At 52.9% G+C, this 20,078-nt stretch carries 15 protein-coding genes; 3 read left to right on the top strand and 12 right to left on the bottom strand.

The window, feature by feature from the left end:
• Positions 1-150 precede the first annotated feature (150 nt).
• A complete protein-coding gene (locus C162_RS09595) occupies positions 151-1,044 on the top strand; it encodes a LysR family transcriptional regulator (RefSeq protein WP_036693876.1) in 894 nt (297 codons plus the stop codon).
• Between the two features lie 164 nt (positions 1,045-1,208).
• On the opposite strand, the gene C162_RS09600 is transcribed toward C162_RS09595, so the two are convergent.
• The 8 genes from C162_RS09600 to C162_RS09635 all read right to left on the bottom strand — a co-directional run bounded on the left by C162_RS09600 (position 1,209) and on the right by C162_RS09635 (position 12,786).
• Positions 1,209-1,529, bottom strand: a complete 321-nt coding sequence (locus C162_RS09600; RefSeq protein WP_036693879.1) for a MazG nucleotide pyrophosphohydrolase domain-containing protein — start codon at positions 1,527-1,529, stop codon at positions 1,209-1,211.
• A 213-nt stretch (positions 1,530-1,742) separates the two neighbouring features.
• The gene (locus C162_RS09605) at positions 1,743-4,553 is read right to left on the bottom strand and encodes a glycoside hydrolase family 2 TIM barrel-domain containing protein (protein ID WP_235218390.1); all 2,811 of its coding nucleotides are present in this window, start codon (positions 4,551-4,553) and stop codon (positions 1,743-1,745) included.
• A gap of 11 nt (positions 4,554-4,564) precedes the next feature.
• On the bottom strand, positions 4,565-6,169 hold the full coding sequence (locus C162_RS09610; RefSeq protein ID WP_235218391.1) for a response regulator: 1,605 nt from the start codon (positions 6,167-6,169) through the stop codon (positions 4,565-4,567).
• A gap of 1 nt (position 6,170) precedes the next feature.
• The gene (locus tag C162_RS09615; RefSeq protein ID WP_036693881.1) at positions 6,171-7,958 is read right to left on the bottom strand and encodes a cache domain-containing sensor histidine kinase; all 1,788 of its coding nucleotides are present in this window, start codon (positions 7,956-7,958) and stop codon (positions 6,171-6,173) included.
• A 62-nt stretch (positions 7,959-8,020) separates the two neighbouring features.
• The gene (locus C162_RS09620; RefSeq protein ID WP_235218392.1) at positions 8,021-9,709 is read right to left on the bottom strand and encodes a hypothetical protein; all 1,689 of its coding nucleotides are present in this window, start codon (positions 9,707-9,709) and stop codon (positions 8,021-8,023) included.
• Positions 9,710-9,773: 64 nt separating this feature from the next.
• Positions 9,774-10,670 (bottom strand): carbohydrate ABC transporter permease, encoded by an 897-nt coding sequence (locus tag C162_RS09625; protein WP_036693886.1) that lies wholly within the window; start codon positions 10,668-10,670, stop codon positions 9,774-9,776.
• Positions 10,671-10,676: 6 nt separating this feature from the next.
• Complete coding sequence (locus tag C162_RS09630; RefSeq protein WP_036693889.1) at positions 10,677-11,570, bottom strand: ABC transporter permease; 894 nt, start codon at positions 11,568-11,570, stop codon at positions 10,677-10,679.
• Positions 11,571-11,805: 235 nt separating this feature from the next.
• The gene (locus C162_RS09635; RefSeq protein WP_036693890.1) at positions 11,806-12,786 is read right to left on the bottom strand and encodes an aldo/keto reductase; all 981 of its coding nucleotides are present in this window, start codon (positions 12,784-12,786) and stop codon (positions 11,806-11,808) included.
• 178 nt (positions 12,787-12,964) lie between these two features.
• Here C162_RS09635 and C162_RS09640 point away from each other — a divergent pair, with 178 nt between their 5' ends.
• Positions 12,965-13,882: an AraC family transcriptional regulator gene (locus C162_RS09640; protein WP_036693892.1), complete on the top strand. Its 918-nt coding sequence runs from the start codon at positions 12,965-12,967 to the stop codon at positions 13,880-13,882.
• Between the two features lie 8 nt (positions 13,883-13,890).
• Here the strand turns inward: C162_RS09640 and C162_RS09645 are convergent, their stop codons facing one another.
• Positions 13,891-15,372, bottom strand: a complete 1,482-nt coding sequence (locus tag C162_RS09645; RefSeq protein ID WP_036693893.1) for an Lsa family ABC-F type ribosomal protection protein — start codon at positions 15,370-15,372, stop codon at positions 13,891-13,893.
• Between the two features lie 300 nt (positions 15,373-15,672).
• On the bottom strand, positions 15,673-16,524 hold the full coding sequence (locus tag C162_RS09650; protein ID WP_036693895.1) for a Cof-type HAD-IIB family hydrolase: 852 nt from the start codon (positions 16,522-16,524) through the stop codon (positions 15,673-15,675).
• Positions 16,525-16,691: 167 nt separating this feature from the next.
• Between C162_RS09650 and C162_RS09655 the strand changes: the two genes are divergently transcribed.
• Positions 16,692-17,624 (top strand): hypothetical protein, encoded by a 933-nt coding sequence (locus C162_RS09655; protein ID WP_036693896.1) that lies wholly within the window; start codon positions 16,692-16,694, stop codon positions 17,622-17,624.
• A 226-nt stretch (positions 17,625-17,850) separates the two neighbouring features.
• Here C162_RS09655 and C162_RS09660 read toward each other — a convergent pair whose 3' ends face one another.
• Both C162_RS09660 and C162_RS09665 read right to left on the bottom strand, forming a co-directional pair.
• Complete coding sequence (locus C162_RS09660; RefSeq protein WP_036693898.1) at positions 17,851-19,005, bottom strand: amidohydrolase family protein; 1,155 nt, start codon at positions 19,003-19,005, stop codon at positions 17,851-17,853.
• Positions 19,002-20,066 (bottom strand): pyridoxal-phosphate-dependent aminotransferase family protein, encoded by a 1,065-nt coding sequence (locus C162_RS09665; RefSeq protein WP_036693899.1) that lies wholly within the window; start codon positions 20,064-20,066, stop codon positions 19,002-19,004. The genes C162_RS09660 and C162_RS09665 overlap by 4 nt, the downstream gene beginning before the upstream one ends.
• Positions 20,067-20,078: the final 12 nt, after the last annotated feature.

Below are 20,078 nucleotides of genomic sequence, written 5' to 3' on the forward strand. Positions count from 1 at the left end.
TTTCATTAGGGATTCCTCAGGATAGGCTGGAAGTCCAGCCGCCCTAAGGTCTATATGTATATATTAGACTTGATTAATATGAGCGTCTAATTTATTATTTTCATTAAATTCATGAATAATATTAATATATAAAGGGAGCTGTCTGTCTACATGGAGCTTACACAATTGGAGTATTTTCTGACCGTAGCCCGGCTTGAGCATATGACCTCTGCGTCCAAAGCGCTGCGAATTACGCAGCCTGCCTTGAGCCATGCGATTTCCAAACTGGAAAGTGAGCTGGGGGTTCCTTTATTCGAGCGTAAGGGCCGCAATGTCCAGTTAAACCGCTATGGGGTTATGTTCAGTTCGCGGGTCGAAGAAGCGCTGCGCAATATCGGGAATGGGGTGCGGGAGATTGAGGAGTCGTCCAATGCGGACAGTGGAACCGTTCATCTGTCTTATCTGAATATTCTTGGCGTGGACCTGATCCCATCGCTTATCAGAGACTATCAGGCAGATCATCCGAAGGTACGGTTCGATCTGTATCAGGGGAATCACGGGGATATCGACGAAGCGCTGGATAACGGGACCTCGGATATGCTGATTACGTCCAGAGAGACTACGGCGGAGAATAAGGAATGGATGGTGTTTCGCAGATTACCGATTTATATTGTGGTCTCCAGCTCCCACCGGTTCGCAGCGCGTTCCTCGCTGAGTCTGTTCGAGCTGTCAGGTGAGCCGTTTGTAGGACTGAAAACGAATTGTGGACTCAAGAACACAATCACCTCCCTCTTCCAAAATACTAATTTCGAGCTGGCCTCTACCTATTATGCTGAGGATCTGATTACTGTGGCCGGCTTCATCAAAGCCGGGCTCGGCGTATCCGTGCTTCCACAGACGCTGGGACTGATGCTTGACGGTCTGGTCTGGATTCCCATCCAGGAACCGGGCTGGGAATGGGAAGTGGGCCTGCAATGGCGACGGGACCATTATCTGTCCCCCGCCTCCAAAAGGTTCATGGAGTATATTCAGCAGAGTAGAGAAGTATCCGACTTAAACTTGTAAGTAATACCCTAAACCATTAATACCTTAACCCATTGCACGCTGAGAGTTTGCCGTGCACGCCTGGTTAAGGTACATATGGTTTGCTTAATTGCAGCAGCTTAGACTGCCGCTCCAGGAAGAGGAATAAATCCATCTGCCAATTCAGCCATCTACCATTGTTTATTTTAATTTTCTGCGTAACGTGCCTGAAGCTTTTGTTTATGCGATATTAGGATATCTTCAAGCGATATATCATATTTATTTGCGATCACAATGAGATTTCCTAAAACATCTCCAAGTTCTTCTGTTAATTCAGATTTTTTCTCTAGAAATGTACCTGCAACCTCATCTGGACGATCCCTGCCAATCTCCAGTGCACGAATTGCACGAGCTACCTCCCCGGTTTCCTCAGCAAGAAATCCAATACGGACAAAGATATCCAAGTCTGACCAGTTGCGATTCTTATAATATTCCTTAACCCATTGCTGAAATTCAATAATATCCATATTTCCCTCCGGTATAACTAGATTACTAGATCTCAAAAGCTCGAAAATAACAATACCATACTGAAGCTTAACAATCTATGTAGTCAATTTCATCGGTTGTTTTCTATAGAAGGAATATTTATAGCGCGAAGCATATGAATTCTGAAGTAATATCTAAATAAAGAGCTGCCCCAATAGCCGCTTCACGGCTTAGAGACAGCTCTATCAAGTCTGTTAGCGAATCAATGCCTGAAGCTCTTCAATCGTTGCCTGGTACTGGGGCTTGAAATCAGTAGAATTCATATAACCGGCTATACTGGTCAAGAATTGTCTGCCTTCAAGAGTTGCGCTTACCTTAGCGGCGTCTAGTGCACACAACAGCAGGTTACCGTTACCTACACGGCACTCCGTGAGAAAACTCAGCTTGTGGTTACGCTCGAAATTATCGATGGTCTGTACGATAGGATTCCAGCTGCGGTCCGCCTCGTCCATGATAAGCGATTTGGAATGCTCCACGATAGTCCACCAAGGATAAGTGGAATGCGCCTCGCTCGGGAAATCGCGCAGCACCGGATGCCGGTTATCGATCAGCAGGCCCATTGTACCAATTGGAACCGGACGGTTCATGCTCTCCGAGATCGAGCGGAACATCGGGTAGCACCAGAAATCCGTGCAATAATAGCCTTCGATTCCGTTCTGAACCGACTGCGGTTCCGGCATCAGCAGCACGTTGCCGCCTTGCTCCAGCAGGGAGACTGCCTGATCAGACAGCTCTGTGAACACATGGAAGCCTTCAGCTTCCAGCGGGTTATCCCTCTGCTCAGGATATATCCACAAGTCGTAGCTCTTACGAATATCAGTTCCTTCGACCCTGAGGGCAAGCTCCGCACGGCTCATCCGGTCAACCTCCGGAAGCTCAATCGCCAGATCACAAATGTCAATATAGTGGGTTCCGGCAGGAATAAAGGCTCCGGCTGAGCCCGTTGTCCGAACTCCCCCTTCAACCGCGAGCTCCCAGTGAAGCTCGATGGCCTCCGGCATACCGCTGCGGAAGCAGCTCAGCTCCACATGGGCCTCGAAGGCCTCCCCGGCGGCATAATTATACTTAGGGAATCTTGCCAGCAGTACGGCATCATTACAGAAGGTCCGCCACTCTTCCGGGCTAATCAGGCCCTTGGAATCCATGAAGGCATCCAAAATACCTACGAGTGCTGTACCCTGGCCGCTGAAGTCCTGGAGATCCAGCAGCTGGAACCCCGCTAGCCGGCGGGAACGGAAGGCAGCCTCAAGCTCTTCTTTGTAGCAAGCAACAGCGAGCTGGCCGGAGCTTCGGAAATAGGCATCGGCCAGATGGCCAAGCCCCTTACTCTCCAGCCGTTCGCGGAAAATGGCGAAGTTCCCGGCCTTCAGCGGGCCTGTGTACTTCCCGATTTCCGCGAAATCCGGAAACGTAGCATACTGGCCAATCTCATGCGAAATTACCGGAACCTGCGGAATCCACTCCCCGGACTCACCGCCGGATTGTACGGCCTTGGCTTCGGTGCCATACTGGATCAGGATCTCGCCGCCTGCATCGGCGGACATTCCTTCACTGTTCCCGAAGCCCTGCGGAACAATCTGGTCGTCGTAATCCTTCATTGTACCTGGCAGCGAGGTCTGGACATGTCCCAGCGGAGCATCGCACATGGCATAGGAGCCTCTGAACAGCCGGTCGCGTGTGAAGCGTACACCGCTGAAGAAGTCATCATGCTCCAGCACCTCCGGGACCCACTGATGGTTGTTGGAGCCTTGAGTGTAGAGCGGTCGGTCATCGAACGCTTTATAATCTGCAAGGAAGGAATCAATCCGTTCCTTACTGCCCCACAGCTCGTTGCCCAGTGACATCATCACGAAGGATGGATGATTGCCGAACTCCCGCAGGATGGCATATCCTTCGCTGATCAGATAATCCTGCTCCGCCTGATTATGCCCTTCGTCCGTCTCTACTGTAATCGTGCCCCAGAACGGCAGCTCCGGCTGCATGTATATTCCAAGCAGATCCGCAGCGGTGAACGCAGCTTCCGGCGGGCAGCAGGTATGGAAGCGGTAATGGTTAATGCCGTAAGATTTCGCAATACCCAGAATCCGTACCCACTCTCGGGCGTCGGTCGGAGCATAGCCGGTGAGCGGGAAGATCAGGCCGTCATGCTTGCCGCGCAGAAAAGTTTTTTCCCCGTTAATGGTGAACTTGTCCCCCTCAGCCCGGAATGACTTGAGCCCAAAGATCAGCTCCTGCCGGTCCACAGGAATCCCGTCACTGCCCATGAGAACAAGGGTCACAGTATACAAATTAGGAGCAAATTCACTCCACAGCAGCGCACCCTGACCCAGTGCATAGTCTATAGTGAACGAACCCGGTGCGATGACATATTCCTGTTCCTCTGCGGAATGCGTTGTCTCGCTATTGAAGCTACTGGCAGATACCGCGAGTGTAACAGCTTGCATGCTCTCCAGCGTTGCCGAGATCCGCACCGAACGTGCAGGCAAATCAGACTCCAGCCTGATGCCGCTAATCCGGGCTTCTCCATAGAACTGCAGCTCCATCCGGCCGGTTATCCCGTTCCAGTTGGTCTGGGTGTCCGGCGAGGTCATATGCCCGCCTTTGGTCGGATAGCCGGTGTTGTCCACCCGGATGGTAAGCGTATGACTCCCGGATTGCAGCTGCGGCAGCTCATATACATGTGCAGTATTCAAACTGTCACGGCTGCCGATCTCCTCACCGTCCACCCAGAGAGTGGTAAGCCTTGTACGTTCCAGATACAAGCAGCAGTGCTTATCCGCCAGCTCTTCCGGAATCACAACCTCTCTGGAATACCAGACCGGTCCTTCATAACGGTATTCATCCGTCAGAGCGCCTACCAGAATTTCCTCATTCTTCGGCCCTTTGCGGGCGTAAGAGGTAGTTCCCGGCAGCATAATTACATCGGTAAAAGGTACTACCAGTCCCTTCCTCTTCTCTTCCAGCTGCATCTTCCATTCGCCTTCAAGGCTGATCTTTGACAGCACTATTATCACTCCTAGTAATAGTAATCTCTATACTCTTGCGGGGTGGTACCCGTGGTCTTTTTGAAAAGAAAGGTGAAATAAGCCGCCGTCTGAAACCCTACCTGCTCCGCCACTTCATACACCTTGATGCCAGGATCACGGAGCAGCTCCTTGGCCTTATTCATGCGTGTTTCCTGGACATATTCGGAGATCGTCTGGCCTGTTTCTTTTTTGAACAGCACGCTTAAATAACTTGAATTGAGATGGTACAGCCCGGCCAGCTGCTTCACCGTCAGATTCTCCTGCAGATGTGCGGCCAGATGCTGCCGTACCTGCTGGATCAGATGGTGCTGCTGCGTAGTCTGCTCCTTCTGCTTATGCTGTGTATAATGCGCGAGATATTCCAGAACGGACTTCCGCACCTCCTCCACTCCGGTGCAGTCAATTAGACGCTGCCACATCAGAATGTTCGTTTCGGTATCCGTATCCTGATTGCGCTTAAGCTTGCGTGCCAGCTCGCTAAGCAGTCCCATGCCGAACGCCTGCACATAAGAGAAGGAGATGGGCTCTCCGGCCAGCATCATCTCAAAGGCATGGCTTGCATAAGCCGACGCCTTGCTGTTCTCCCCAAGCTCCAGCAGCCTGACGATCTCCGGAATATACTCCTCCCGCAGCCGGAAGTCTTGGTATTCGTTCATCAGATGCCGGTCACAATAGACAATCTGCCCGTATCCGGCAAGCCGTGCATCGGAAATCATATGCCGTACCTCTTTATACAAAAGCGGAATTTCCGTCCAGCTGCACGCCTCTCTGCTGACCCCGACCGTAACGGAAGCACCATATTGTTCCTGAAGCACTTCCTGAATGAAGCTTAGCTGCTTCTCCAGCCTGGCCCGTATCTCTGGAATCGCTTCCAGAACCAGCACAGCAGTCTCACCTGCTCCCGCTTTCCCGATATAAGCGCCGGAGAAGCCGTCCAGCCCAAGCTTCACCGCATTTTGCAGTCCTTCACCCAGTAGAATCTGCTCCTTGGCATCATGGCTATGATGCAGGTGAAGACTGTCACAGTCAAACAGGAACAGCGTAGCCTGCCACTCTCCTGCCGGAAGATCAAGCAGACGCCGCCATGAATCCAGCAGTTCATCACTGTGAATCCAGCCTCCGGTCAGATCATTAATGAATCGCTCCAATAACACTTCCCGGCTCTCTGTAACCTTCTCTCTGAGCAGGGCTGTTTCCTGCTCCAACCGTTTTTTCTTCTCAGCTGCTGCGCGGAGGGCCTCCAGCTTCTGTTCCAGCTCCTCCGTCTTGACCGGCTTCAGCACATAGGCCTTAGCCCCAAGCTGGATCGCCTCCTGCACGAATTCAAATTCATCGAAGCCGCTAATGATTATCGCCTGCATAGACTGCTGCTGCGGATAATCGGCCTGAATTCTGGCGAGCAGCTCGATTCCGGTCATCCCGGGCATCGCCACATCGGTAATGAGCACATCCACTTTGTTCTCCTGCAATACCTTAAGCGCTTCCATCCCGGAACGGGCGGTCAGCGGCGTCCTGTAGCCAAGCGCCTCCCAGCGGATATGCTTGAGCAGGCCTTGAATTTGCATAGGCTCATCATCAACAATCAATGCACGCATGTTACCCCTCCTTACTCTTCAGCTCGGGACGTTCTGCGCAGACCGGAATATGGATGGTTACCGCCGTCCATTCGTCTTCTGCACTGTCGATTTCAAGACGGCCTGAGGGACCGAAATATAGCGCCAGACGTTCCCTGATATTGTTCATGCCGAACCCGTTCCTACTGCCGCTGTAGGTACCGGCGCGTATCTCTTCGAGCTTCTCCCCGCCAATTCCTTGCCCGTTATCAAATACCTGGATGCGCACCTCATCCCCTCTGCGTTCAGCCGTAATCTGAATAAAAGCATGCTCCCTGGCCGTAATGACGCCATGCAGATAACAGTTCTCTACAATCGGCTGCAGGATCAGCTTGATGGTATAGAGATTAAGGATCTCCGGTTCCACCTCCCACTCCACCGACACCTGGCCCGGATAACGAAGCTGCTGGATATCGATATACGCCTTCACATGCTCCAGCTCATCGCGCAGCCGGGTTACATTGACCTGATTGCCCAGTGCCAGCCGGTAAAAAGTCGTCAGCGCATCTATCGTGCGGACCTGCAGCTCATCCTGCAGATCCAGTGCCCGCCAGCGGATCAGGCTGAGCGAGTTATAGATGAAATGCGGATTAATCTGCGCCTGCAGCGCCCGGAAGGATTGCTCACGCTCCTTAAGCAATGCTTCCGTATGCTCTTCAACCAGCTTCCCGAGCCGCCCGGACATGGAGTTAAACAGCACCTCCAGCTCACCCAGCTCATCCTTGTCACGGTTCTTCACCTTTACTTCGAAGTATCCTTCCGATATATCCGTCATCCGGTTCCCCAGCTTGTGGATCCGCCAGATGATATTCTTCAGGACAATCATGATCAGGAAAACCGACAGCAGCAGGAAGAACGCAATTCCCGCTGCGATATAATACAGAATCCGTCTCGACTGCTCCTCTAGGCGGTCCAGATGCACAAGTGCGCCAACCCGCCAGCCGGATTTGATCTCCTGCGTAATCAGTACCGTTCCGTTGTTTGTCCGGGTAGTCCCGTCAGCGCTGCCCCAGTATTCACTTAACGAGGAAGAGGATAACGAAGTAGCGATCTCGGACGGTTCTGAGGAGGCGATGATCCGCTGGCTGCCGTCAACGATATACATTTCCCCGGCGCCGTCAAAGGGATGGTCGAAGGATTCGGCGAACACGCTTTTATAATCCAGCAGCAGATAGACCAGCCCGTGTACCTCCCCGTTGCTGTCAAGGATTTTGTGGGATACGACAAGCTTGTTCCTGTCATCCTTGGCATTGGTCCATACCAGATTATCCTGAGAAGATAGCCGCTCTGCATACCAGTCTTGCTCACGCTGTCCGGACAGCATCCGCCCCTCAGGCTTCCACAACAGGCCGCCGTCCTGCACCAGCGTATCATTGGTATGGTAGATGCGAAAGTTCTCAATACCCGGAAGGTATTTACTTGTAAACAGGAAGGATCTGTCCACGTAATTGACGGTGCCAAGCTGTTCTGTGATATCCGTATAATCCCGCGTTATTCTTGAGATCAATTCACCATCTGTCGCTGTCCGCGTAGCTAGAAGGTCATAGCTCTGCTTGCGGAACTCGATGCTCTGCGCACTCTGGCGGACAGCTTCCCTGATGGTCAGAATATAATTGGCCCGGACGGTCTGCAGCATCAGGTAGCCTGCCCCCGCAGCAAGCAGCACCGTCGGAAGGAATACAATCAGGCCGTAGAACAGGACAATTTTGCCTCTCAGGTTCATGGACCGGGTCATACGGATAATTGCTTTCTCTACGCTCTGTTTGATCATATGGCCCTCCCACGAACTATAAAGGGAGCCCCCCTCTCAGGTGAAGGGCGCTCCGGCATATTTTAAAATAATTCTTCCTCATATCTGCCAAGCCACTCGGCCTTGACTTCACTCCAATGTCCGCGTTTCTCCAGCGCTTCCTGGAGCCCGTTCCACTCCGTTTCGAACTTGGCATCATCCCCCGCCATCAGTAGCTTAGCCCGGTATTCTTTGCGGATATTTTCCAGCTCCAGGGAGTATTTCTCCCATACCCCGCCCTGCTTAACCTCGATCAGATCATAAGGCTCAGCTACGCGGATGGTGCCCATCTTCCCGATGGCTTCGGTGAACTGAATCGTCTTGCCTGCGCCTGCCTTACCGCCATCTTCTGTATTCCACCATGGATACCACTTATTACTGTAGGACGAGGTCATATAGAGCTCCGGTGTCACTTTGGATTTCTGGGCGGCATCGCCGGAATTGCGCGCGGTCTTGTACGTTTCATCTGTAAATTTCCACTTGCCCAGCGGCTGGTCAACCCAGTCCCAGTACTTTCCTGCCGGCCCCTCGCTCATCACCTGCTGCTGTTCTGCCTTCGGCTGCAGGCTGTAATCCAGGAATTTCAGAATGGCCTCAAGGTTCCTGGTCTTCTGGCTGATATAGACATCATACCCCGGATTCGGGTTCGTGACCTGGTTAATACCCAGCTTCTCCACCCCTGCAACCTTCGGAAAAGGAATGACTTCATAGAACCAGCCTGGCTCCGTAGGGCCATCTAGCGTCTCCCAGGCAGTAGCGTTGATGTTCCAGAAACTGCCTACATTCAATGCTACCCGGCCGGATTTGTTCTTCTCAATATACTGCTCTCCCTTATTGGTTACTACCTCCGGATCAATCAGCTTCTCCCGGTACAGCCTATTCATCCATTGATAAGCGGCCTTATAATTGGGATTATCATAAGCGAAGAGAAGTTGATCCCCCTGCTTCTGAATGCCATTACCGCCGGTGCTGACTCCAAACGCAGTCAACACTGCATTCTCGTCACTCCACCCGAGCGAATCATTAGTGTCCATAAGGAAGGACATGGGAAGCAGTGTTTTGCCGGAGGCGTCTTTCTGCTCTGCGGCCTTCTTCAGAAAGGTCTCAATCCCATCCAGTGTGGACAGATCGGCTGTAGTCATGCCTGTCTTCTCCAGCACATCCGTTCTGACGAACCAGCCCTGCGATGCCCAGCCCGGCCAAGGCTCTTCCGGGTTCTGGTCAAACCAGGTCGGAATCGACCAGATATGGCCGTCCTCGTCCTTCATTAACTCCAGATAGGGCTTCGGGATCGCCGCGAGTCCCGGATATTTATCCGGCATGTCGAAATATTGCTCCACCGGCAGCACCTGCTTGGAGCGCCGCATGGCGCTTTTCACAGTCTCGTTCCGGCTGAAGATCGCCGCATCCTCAAATCCGCCGGTATTGATCTTCAGGTTAAGCGCTGTCATCGCATCGCCCTGTGTAGCCTCCAGCTTGACTTCCACCCCCGGCTCCTCTTCCCGCCAATACTTCTGCACCAGGCTGTCATTATTGATGGTTGCCGTCCAGCCAAGCCAGAGGTTGAAGGCTGTAGAACCGCTTGCCGCCTGGGTAGCAGCAGGCTTATTTCCTGTACCGCTGTTGTTTGCCGCCGTATTTCCGCCGCCGGAATTGGAACCGGAACATCCGCTGACGATAGTCAGCAGCGCCGTCATGGCCAGAGCTGCAAGCCGGGCTTGTTTGATTGTCACTAGAATACTCCCCCTATATGGTTATTGTACTGCATAATGTTTCTATGGCCATTAAACTTAGAGATCAGCCCTTCACTGACCCCAGGAGAACGCCTTTGACGAAATATTTCTGCAGGAACGGATACACACAGAGAATCGGAAGTGCGCTGACCATCACCACAGACATTTTGATCGACATCAGCGTAATATTCTGTAGCTGCGAGCTGCGGGCCAGCGCCTCCTGATTGTTGTTGGAGCCCAGCACGGCCGACAGATCCTGTGCCGACAGCAGCTGCTGCAGGAAGGTCTGCACAGGAATCAAATTCTGCTTCGTGACGAAGAAGGCTCCGGCGAACCAGTCATTCCAGTGGCCCACTGCGGTGAACAGCCCCAGCGCAGCGAGCATAGGCTTCGATAGCGGAACGATAATTTGCCATAGAATGCGGACCGGTCCAGCCCCATCCAGCTCCGCCGACTCGACAAGCGCTTCCGGGATGCCCTGAATGAACTTCAACATGACGAACATGTTCCAGACGGAGAACAGTCCCGGCAGAATATACACCCAGAACGTATTAATCAGGCCAAGATTATTCAGCTGGATGTAAAAGGGAACGAGTCCCCCGCTGAACAGCATAGTCAGCAGGATGTAACTGAGAATCGTGCTGCGCAGCGGCAGTCCCCGGTAGGAGAGGCCGAAAGCCACCAGCAGGGTGACCAACAGCCCGCCAACAGTGCCAATTATCGTTCTGCCCACTGTAATGAGATAGGAATGCCTGATGGTCTCATTGCCGAGCACAATCTCGTAATTAATCAGTGTGAAGCTGCGCGGCCAGAGATAGACCCCGCCTTTGGCCGCATCCGCACCGTCATTCAGCGAAATTGCCAGCATGTAGAGGAACGGATACAGCACCGATACGCATAACAGGGATAGCAGCACAATAATGATGTATTCTGCTATTTTTTCACCTCGGCTTGCTTTCATGTGCCTTCACCACAGTCCTTCCCCGTTTAGTTTTCTGGACAGCTGATTGGTTGAGACGACCAGGATCAGGCTGATTAGCGAAGACAATAATCCTACTGCCGTCGCCATCCCGAAGTACCCCTGCTGCAAGCCGTTGCGGAGAATATAAGTATCCAGCACATCGGCTACACTATGATTGGCAGAGTTCATGAGCGGATAAATCTGATCCATTCCGACTGTAATTAAGCTTGGAATACTGAGAATCAGCACAATGGAGATGGTCGGCATGATTCCGGGAAGGGTGATATGCCGGATCTGTGCCAGCTTGCCTGCACCTTCCACCTTCGCCGATTCGTACAGCTGCGGATCAATCGTGGTAATCGCGGCCAGATAGAGAATGGTGTTCCAGCCGGTTTCTTTCCATAAGCCGCTGAAGACAACCATTGGACGGAACCACTCGGTCGATCCGAGGAAGAACACCGGCTCCCCTCCCGCTTGCCCGATGAACTGATTAACCAGCCCGCCGTCCAGCGTGAGGAAAGATTGCAGAATATAAGCAACAACGATCCAGGAGAAGAAATGCGGCAGATAGCTGACCGATTGGACAAAACGCTTGAACGCCGGCCGGGTAACTTCATTGATCAGGAGTGCCAGCAGAATCGGGGCGGGGAAGCCGCAGATGAACTTCAGCACCGAAATGTACAGCGTATTCTGGACCACGGTCAGGAACTGCGGGTCTTCCAGGAATGTGAAGTTATCCAAGCCTGCCCATGTGCTGTCCCAGATCGAGGTGCCAATCTGAAAATCCTTGAAGGCCACTTGAATGCCGGCCATGGGGATATAGCTGAACAGAAACAGCAAGACTACCCCGGGCAAGATCATCAGATATTGCCACCGGTATTTGTAGATTTTGTTGTACAATTGTCTCCCCCCTTGATACCTCTATCATAAAAGGAACTACCTGCCCCCGCCTACATAACAGCGGTTGGATATCTATCGTTCTGATTTGATCTTGTGAGCGCTTACGGGCAGAGGCAGGCATAATGGATATAACGGGTATGTCAGAAGTGGCTGTGCAGCAAAAAGCGCATGCCGGATGATACCGGCACGCGCTTAATGGATGAAGCTGATTCCGTTGTCTGCTGAATGGAGAATTTCAAAGCGCTCCAACGATGGCATGCGGGACGTAATGCTCTTCCAGCCGAGCAATCTCTTCAGCTGTCAGCTGAAGGGATAACGCTCCCGCCGCATCGGTAATATGCGACAGCTTCGTCGCCCCGATAATCGGCGCAGTGACCGGCTGTTTCTGCAGCAGCCAAGCTAGTGCAACATGGATGCGCGGAACTCCGCGCTCCGCCGCAATGGCAGCCACCTGCTCAACAATCAGGCGGTCCTTATCGGCTGTAGCATCATATTTGGATTTCTGTACCTGATCCGTTTCCGAGCGCAGCGTAGATTCCGCCCAGTCCCGGGTTAGCCGGCCGGAAGCCAGCGGGCTGTAGGGGATGACTGCAATGCCCTCTTCCTTACAAAGCGGCAGCATCTCACGTTCCTCTTCACGATAGATGAGATTCAGATGATTCTGCATGGAGACGAACCGGGTCCAGCCGTTCATATCAGCCACATGCAGCGCCTTCTGGAACTGCCAGGCATACATGGCGGAAGCGCCAATGTAGCGGGCTTTTCCCGCCTTCACCACATCATGCAGGGCTTCCATCGTTTCTTCAACCGGTGTAGTATAATCCCAGCGGTGAATCTGGTACAGATCGACATAATCGGTGCCCAAACGCTTCAGGCTGTGATCGATCTCGCTCATAATCGCCTTGCGGGACAAGCCCCCGCCATTCGGTCCGGTTCGCATAGGGAAGAATACTTTGGTGGCAATCACCACCTCATCCCTGGTAGTCATGTCCTTCAAAGCCCGTCCGAGCATTTCTTCACTCGTGCCGTCAGAATAGACATTGGCCGTATCGAAGAAATTAATGCCCAGGTCCAGTGCGGTACGGATCATCGTCCGGCTCTGCTCTTCATCCAGCACCCAAGGGTGCACCCAGCGTTTGGCATCGCCAAAGCTCATACAGCCCAGGCACAGTCTGGAGACCTCAAGGCCGGTATTGCCCATTTTTGAATATTCCATTCGTTTGTTCCTGCTTTCCTGAGAATAGTGTATATTACAGTCTCTCTTATTGTGCAACAGATAAAGGATTGGCGTTATCACAATAGTCGCGAATGATTGCCTAATCCTACCGTGCTCATTAACACTCCCGCCGGATATGCCCTATAATGAAACCATATGAAACTAAGGAGGCTCTCAAGTGACTGAAGCAATCGTAACGCAAAAGGTTGAGCTGTGCCGGATGATTGAGCGGCATACCGGCCGGGACGGCGCTCATGAAACGGCCGTGCCTGCACTGCAATTCATCCGTTACTCCCAGGCGAGTGAGCCTGCTTACCGGGTGTATAACCCGTGTTTCTGCTTCATTACCCAAGGCGTGAAGGAGATTATGCTGGCCCAGGAGCATTTTGTATATACCTCTTCTGATTTCCTGGTGGCTTCCATGAACCTGCCGGTAGTGGGACAAGTGATTAAGGCATCCCCGGAGGTTCCCTATCTAAGCTTCAAAATGGAATTCACGCAAAGTCAGATTCTAGAGGTCCTCCATGAATCGCAGCTGCAGATTCTCCCCAGGGAGAATGCCCGGCGGGCCTTATTCGTTGGGCACATCGACACGAACCTGCTGGATGCGCTCCTCCGTGTGACGCGGTTGCTCGATACTCCCAAAGACATCCCGTTTCTTGCCCCTTTATATACTAAGGAAATTCTGTATAAACTGCTGCAGGGCCCTTATGGAGTAACACTGGCCCAGATTGCCATGGAAGGCAGCAGCACTTACCGGATCAGGGAAGCCATTGAACATATTATCATTCATAGTGAACAGGCTCTGCGGATTGACGAGCTGGCCGATATCGCCAATATGAGCGTCTCCGCATTCCACCGCAACTTCAAGGAAGTTACGGCTATGAGCCCGATCCAGTTCCAGAAGCAGCTGCGCCTTCAAGAGGCTCGCCGCCTGTTATTAGCCGAGTCTGCAGATGCAGCCGATGTTGCCTTCCGGGTCGGATACGAGAGCGCCTCACAGTTCAGCCGGGAATATCCCCGTATGTTTGGCGCTCCCCCGCGGGCCGACATCAAGCGGTTGAAGGAAAAATTTGAGCTTCCGGTACAGATTTGATAACCTGCTTAGTCAAGCCTAACCTGCTTCGTTGCGATATTCGCGCAGAATTCGCGGTCATGCTCCACGAACAGGATGGTCGGCGTATATTCCAGCAGCAGCTCCTCGATCTGCATCCGGGAGATGACATCGATGAAGTTCAGCGGCTCATCCCAGATGTGCAGATGCACCTGCTCGCTGAGGCTGGCGGCAATCAGCACCTTTTTCTTTTGACCGCCGCTATACGTGGACATATCCTTCTCAAAATGCAGCCGTGAGAAATCAAGCTTCCGCAGGATAGCCTTGAACAGGCTCTCGTCGATCCCCTGCTCTCTCGCATATTCACTCAGGCTGCCCTTGAGCTGTGAAGTATCCTGGGATACATAAGAGATAGACAACCGGCTGTCCCGCGCGAAGTGGCCGGTATAGCTTATGTCCCCGCCGCAGATCAGCTTCAGAATGCTTGATTTGCCTGAGCCGTTGCTCCCGGAGAGGGAAATCCGGTCCCCCTGTTCCAGAGTGAAGTTAACGCCGGAGCATACTACCATGTCCTCATAGCGGATCGATAGGTCCTCCAGCTCCACCAATTGCGGCTTATGATAAGGAAGCTGGGCAATCTTCAGACTGTCTGCGCTCTCCAAATTCCGCAGCAGCTTCGACTTCTCGGCGATGGCGGATTCCTGCCGCTGCTGAATCGACTTGGAGCGCTTCATCATCTTGGCGGCCTTGTGGCCGACATAGCCTTTATCCAATTTGTTGCCGGAGCTCCGGGTGCCATTCTTGGATTTCTCGACCTCATGCGCCCAGCCGCACGTTCTTTTGGCAGAGTCCGATAAGCGCTTGATGTCCTTCCGCAGCTTCTCATCCTCCGCCAGCTCGAACTGATCCTGCCTGGACTTATTCTCCCACCAGCTGCTGAAGTTGCCCTTCTGGATCTCAATATTGGTCTTGTTGATCGACAGAATATGGTCCACGCAGTTATCGAGAAAAGCCCGGTCATGCGACACCAGAATATACCCACTCTTCGTACGCAGATAGTCACTGACCAGCTTCCGGCCCTTCGCATCCAGATGGTTCGTCGGCTCATCAATGAGCAGGAACTGGTTCTCGCGCGCAAACAGAGCGGCCAGCAGCACCTTCGTCTGTTCTCCGTTCGACAGCGATTCAAACGGCCGGTACAGCGCATCCTCACTCACCTTCAGCAGAGACAGCTCCCGCATAAACTTCCAGTTCGCAAGCTCCGGGTCGATCTCCTGCATGACGTCCACGGTAAGAGCCGTGGGGTCAGCAACTTCATAAGGGAAATACTCGAAGCCCACCTGTGCGGAGATCGTTCCGCTGTATTCATATTTGCCGAGCAGCAGGTTCAGAAAGGTTGTTTTACCACGTCCGTTGCGTCCAGTGAAGCCCAACTTCCAATCCGTATCCAGCTGAAAGCTCACATTCTCAAAAATATTATCGTAAGTGCCCTGATAGGCAAATGTTAAATTACTCACATTAATTAAAGACATACGTATATCCTCCTGTATTTACAAAAATAAAAGCTGCAAGAAGGTTCTCCTCCCGCAGCTCAAATAAACACAGCAAATCTGTTCCCCGGATACTTACCTGCAGGCAGACTTGAATAAGGATATTTGGACCAGAGTGAAAAGAGGCAGACCCTTCCTGCATATCAACCATAAATTGCGCGCCACAAATAACGCTTGTTTATTGGTCACATTACGCAAGAAATGTCCGCACGATACTCTTCAACTCCCGTCGCTTAATTAAGTGCATTTTAACACAGCTCTTCCTGGAGATCAACCCGTTAGTCAGATCAGTCCGTGCTTCAGGAAGGCGTTATACAGTCCGTTATCCTCAATCGAATCGGTGATATGATCAGCAATTGCCTTGAGCGGCTCGCGGGCATTGCCCATCGCAATTCCAACCTGGACATATTCCAGCATCTCCAGATCGTTAAGCCCGTCACCAATCGCCATACTGCTCTCAAGCGGGATACTCAAATGCTGCAGGACATCGGCAATAGCCGCAGCTTTATGAACGCCTGGCATCATAAGCTCTCCGCTGTTCTCGCCAAAGATCGGGATGGAGCACTGAATCGCCGTGAACCGGTCCTGTAATTCCTCCTGAATCTGATCAAAGGGCAGGCTGCTCTCCAAGAAGCATACCTTGTTGACATCATCCAGATATAACTCCTCGTCCCCGTAAGTGAGTGTTGCGATATAAGGATGGGGCGATTGCCGTCTTCTCTCCTGGGCTTCGGGATCATTCAGTAAATCGCCATAGATTCTGCGTTCCAGATGCGGCTGTAAATGGCGGCTGCCGTGAAGCGCCGTATTGGATTCCAGAATGAAATCGACCCCGTTCGCGTTAAAATAATCGATCAAATGCTTCGCATCCTCCGGGGTCACTTTTTTATGATAGAGCATTTCACCACGACTCTCCACATATCCGCCGGCCGCTCCAATCAACCCGTCGAACCCGATCTCCCAGATATAATCATAGATTTCAGCCTTGGAACGTCCGGTGCACAGGTACAGCAAATGCCCGTTCTTCCGTGCCTGCTGGCATGCCTGCACTGCCGATTCCGGGACCATTCCATTCTCCATGAGAAGCGTTCCGTCAATATCGATGAAAATAATCTTTCTGCCGGTCTGTTTCATATGCTCTTCTCCCCTTTGTCTAGTCTTCCACTGAACTATAGGTTATGAAATGCGTTCCAAGTCAAGCGTTATTTCAGAAGGGGCCGTGCGATTCACTTACCCTAAATTTGTACAAATAAATAGGATAGCGCATCTTAGCACGCATCTTATCCCGTGGGAGGTACATAATGAGAACATTACCAGAATCCTTAACAAAAACAGCAAGAGCGGTGCTGCTCGGTACAGCTCTGACTCTGGCAGGAGTTACAGTGTTTGCAGGTGCACAGCCAGTAGCTGCGGCATCCACATCGGATACCCAGGCGGTCTATAACCAGTTCCGCAAGTATGTCAGCAATCCCGCAAGCCTCGCGCAGGCACGCAAATATCTTATGAACCATATCTCCAAAGTTGGCTCCTGGTACGGCACGGTAATGACCCTTCAATTGGAGAATGCCCAGAAGGCGGGCCTTGAGCGGTTCTCTGAGAAGCTATACACAGATTCTGTGCAAAAGGCGCTAATGGATGCCGAAATTAACAACGACATGACCTATACGGAGATCCTGAAGCGGGTAAAAGCACCTGCGGTCCGCAAGCTGATGGAAGAAATATGGGATAAGGGCTACAAGCTGGAGACTAGCGAAGGTATGTATTATGCGGTTATGCATTATGAAGGATTCAAGGTATTCAAGCCCTATATTAGCAAGGACATTGCCGCTTATATTGATATCATGGCCACTGAGAGCAACAAGCCGTCCACCTTCGACGCCGGCATTGTGATTACCTGGGATGAGCTGATCGGCAGAGCGGCCATTATGAGTGATTATGTCCAGGATTATCCGAAGTCGAACCGGACGGCGGCCATCCGCAATGAACTATCCTATACCGTTCCCCTAGTACTGCTCGGCTCGGATAATACCCCAGCCTACGATTACGATACTAATGAAATCGACCCTGAGCTGCGCCGGGCCTACGAGCAAGCACTGATGGAGGGTACAGGAGATAACAAAGTGCTGAACATCCTGGTCAAGCTGGTAACGCTTCTGAATACTTTTGGTAATCAAAAGACGCCTGCGCTTGAATCCTACCTGGATCAAGTGGTTAAGCAATATACGGAGCTATAAATGGTTACAATTTGAATTGAATACGTTGGCGAGTGCAAAGCGGGGGGGCTGCTCTGCGGGGCGGAATGTGATCGGTTTTTCGATTACATTTGGTCACATGCCTACGTATCGCCCCAATGTGATCAGTTTTTCGATTACATTGGCACATCCGTCTACGTAGGCTTCGGGCCATCAGACCGCAAAGAGGCTGTCCTTCATCAGAAAGGACAGCCTCTTCACACATTTGTTACAGCAAATCCTCTTCCTGCGCGCCGGTAATGACCGTAACAATGCTTGTGCGCAGTTGATCTGCATTCTTGGCCTGATACGGATCGGCGGCGTAGATGACCGCATCGGCAATATAGCCTTCCGCAATCCGGCCCAGCTCATGGCCGCTTCCGAGAATCCCGGCCGCGTCTTCTGTAGCCGACCGCCATGCTTCCGCACGGCTCAGGCCATAGTCCAGCAGGGTGTCGAATTCCTGCAGGTTGTAGCCATGCAACGCAGGCGTGGCGTAATCGGTGCCGAAGCCCAGCCGCACCCCTGCCTCTCTGGCATATCCGAGCGCGATGGCGTGCGCATCGGCCGCCCGGGCTGCTCGATCACAGATGACTGGCGGCAGCGCCAGCACTCCCTTCGGATCGGCAGCGATCCGGTAGATGGAAGTGGTCGGCACGTAAGCCACGCCGGATTCGGCCAGTCTTCCGGCCTGATCCCAGGTCATGAACATCCCGTGCTCAATAGATTCCACACCTGCCTGGATCGACCAGTCAATCGTCACCCCGCCCCAGGTATGCACCAATACCTTCTTGCTGTTCGCATGGGCATGACGGACGATGAAGGCAAATTCCTCCCCGGAGAAGTTCGGCTCTGTAACCTTCTCGGTCGGTGCTCCAAGACCTCCGGTTGCCATGATTTTGACCCAGCCTGCCCCGGTCGCGTAGATCTCCGTCAGGCGGTTCTCCAGATGCTTGATCCCCTTGGCATCGGCAGCTCCCAGCATTTCACTGCTGGTCTCCACCCGCAGCGGCTGCTGGTAATACTTCACGAGATGCCGGATCGTGGCAGGCAGAATACCGCCCGCATCGCGGGCTGTAGTTACCCCCGTCCGCAAGGTAGCGGCGAAGGCCTCCGCCTGCATCACCTCAATCTCGCGGGGGTCCCGGCGGAGCTGATCCTCATGGTCGAAGTCAGTCCAGGCCAGATGGGTGTGCAGATCCAGAATGCCCGGACTGATCCATAGCTGCTGCTGCCGGGAGCCGTCTGCCTGTTCCGGCTGTGGACCCGCTTCTGCCACGGCGGTGAACCGCCCGTTCGTAATCTCGATATCGAAGCGTTTCCCCTCTATACCTGCAATATGGATTCCATTGTATGCCTGAAATTGCGGCTGTTTGAGGATCATTCCGCTTCCCCCCAGACTTGGCGGACGGCTTGAACTGCCGGTTCAGCATCCAGCTTCAGCAGTCTGGCCAGCGTCTGTACCGCTGCTTCCACACTCTCGCGGCTGGCATTACTTCCGAAATGGTTCATCCGCAGCAGTTGACCGAATAACTCCCCGTCCCCTGGAGCTACGATACCGATAGGCTGCTTGATCAGCAGAAGCGGCTGCTCGTCAATCCGGACAGTCGTAGTCAGCGTGGAATAATGTCTGCTGTCCTTCTGCCAAGGGGTAAGCCCAAGCTCCGCGATCCCGGCGACAGCAGAGGCCGCTGCGCGTTCATGCCGTTGAATCACTTGTGACAGCCCCTCTTCGGCAACAGCCTCCAGGGCTTCGATCAGGGCTCTGGCTTCCAGGACCGGAATATTCGGCGGGACGCGGAGCGGCGCTGCGCCATCCTGTGACGGCTGCAGATCCAGCAAGGACAGAATGGAATTGCGCGGAGCCCGTTCGTTCGACTCCAGGAAGGCCCAGCCGCGTGGAGAAATACTGACCGCGCTGATTCCGTTAGGACCGGCGAGCGCTTTTTGCGCACCCATTACAGCGAAATCCACTGCCCACTCATCCACAGACAGCGCTTCTCCTCCGACAGCAGACACGGAATCCGTTATCGTAATCAGGTCATGACTGCGAGCCAGCTTGAAGATCTCTTCCGCAGGGTTCGAGCCGCCTGTAACCACCTCTGCCTGCACCAAAGAAATCGCAACCGGCTGGTGCAGCTCAATCGCTGCGGCAACCTCCTCTACCGTAACCACCTGGTCAAAGGGAACCTTCACTTCCGCCACTGTAGCTCCGCCGCGCGTAAGCCACTCTCCGAACAAGCTGCCGTAAGGTCCGGTTACTACGTTCAGAATCGTACGTCCCGGTGCTGCAATTCCTGCTGCTACCGCCTCAATGCCTAGAATCGCCTCCCCCGGAATGATTACCGGAGGATGCTGTGTCCCTAATAGCCGGGACAGCTGCTGTGTTAATGTGTCCAGTTCAGATAGCGTCAATGGTACGAATCCTGTTGTTTGACGGTTCATATAATCCTCCTG

Source organism: Paenibacillus sp. FSL R7-269 (genome assembly GCF_000517865.1).
GTDB lineage: Bacteria > Bacillota > Bacilli > Paenibacillales > Paenibacillaceae > Paenibacillus_AQ.

Excerpts from the sequence above, each read along its gene's own strand:
- C162_RS09595 (WP_036693876.1), top strand. The coding sequence starts at position 151 with ATGGAGCTTACACAATTGGAGTATTTTCTGACCGTAGCCCGGCTTGAG.
- C162_RS09600 (WP_036693879.1), bottom strand. The coding sequence starts at position 1,529 with ATGGATATTATTGAATTTCAGCAATGGGTTAAGGAATATTATAAGAAT.
- C162_RS09610 (WP_235218391.1), bottom strand. The coding sequence starts at position 6,169 with ATGCGTGCATTGATTGTTGATGATGAGCCTATGCAAATTCAAGGCCTG.
- C162_RS09615 (WP_036693881.1), bottom strand. The coding sequence starts at position 7,958 with ATGATCAAACAGAGCGTAGAGAAAGCAATTATCCGTATGACCCGGTCC.
- C162_RS09625 (WP_036693886.1), bottom strand. The coding sequence starts at position 10,670 with ATGAAAGCAAGCCGAGGTGAAAAAATAGCAGAATACATCATTATTGTG.
- C162_RS09635 (WP_036693890.1), bottom strand. The coding sequence starts at position 12,786 with ATGGAATATTCAAAAATGGGCAATACCGGCCTTGAGGTCTCCAGACTG.
- C162_RS09645 (WP_036693893.1), bottom strand. The coding sequence starts at position 15,372 with ATGTCTTTAATTAATGTGAGTAATTTAACATTTGCCTATCAGGGCACT.
- C162_RS09650 (WP_036693895.1), bottom strand. The coding sequence starts at position 16,524 with ATGAAACAGACCGGCAGAAAGATTATTTTCATCGATATTGACGGAACG.
- C162_RS09655 (WP_036693896.1), top strand. The coding sequence starts at position 16,692 with ATGAGAACATTACCAGAATCCTTAACAAAAACAGCAAGAGCGGTGCTG.
- C162_RS09660 (WP_036693898.1), bottom strand. The coding sequence starts at position 19,005 with ATGATCCTCAAACAGCCGCAATTTCAGGCATACAATGGAATCCATATT.
- C162_RS09665 (WP_036693899.1), bottom strand. The coding sequence starts at position 20,066 with ATGAACCGTCAAACAACAGGATTCGTACCATTGACGCTATCTGAACTG.